Genomic DNA, 468 nt, shown 5'->3' with positions numbered 1-468 from the left:
AATGTATTAACCAATCTGCGCCGCGGCGCCACCTCAGCGGAAGCGTACAAAAATACCCTGTTCTTCCTTGATGAGAGTTCCATGGTCAGTAATAAGCAAGCGAAAGAGTTCACTGACCTGGTCCTACAGAGCCAGTCCAAAGCGGTCCTGATCGGCGACAAAGAGCAGCTATTGTCCCTCAATGCCGGTAAACCGTTTGAGTTAGCCATGACAAAAGGTCTCCTCAACTCCGCGCATGTGATTGATACCGCCCAAATGACCGACATCATCCGTCAGCGTGATCCAGCCACTCTGGGTGCGGTACATAACATCCTTGATAAACAGCCTGACAGTGCGCTCGACAAACTCCGTCAACAGGCGCCTGACGGGCAAGGGAAAACCCAACATGTGATTTCAACACTGGAAGAAAACGCTAACGACCCTCGTAAAGCGCAACAAATGGCCACAGAGAAGTTGCCTTATGAAGTG

The 468-nt window shown here is 50.9% G+C and carries 1 protein-coding gene; it reads left to right on the top strand.

Annotated elements, in window-relative coordinates; translation table 11 throughout:
- On the top strand, positions 1 to 468 hold a 468-nt coding region (locus ELS82_RS25935; RefSeq protein WP_134837859.1), incomplete at both ends, for an AAA family ATPase.

It is taken from the genome of Vibrio ouci, from assembly GCF_004551525.1.
Taxonomy (GTDB): domain Bacteria; phylum Pseudomonadota; class Gammaproteobacteria; order Enterobacterales; family Vibrionaceae; genus Vibrio; species Vibrio ouci.
The sequence above is the reverse complement of the archived record's forward strand: the minus strand, read 5'-3'. Positions and strand labels throughout refer to the sequence as shown.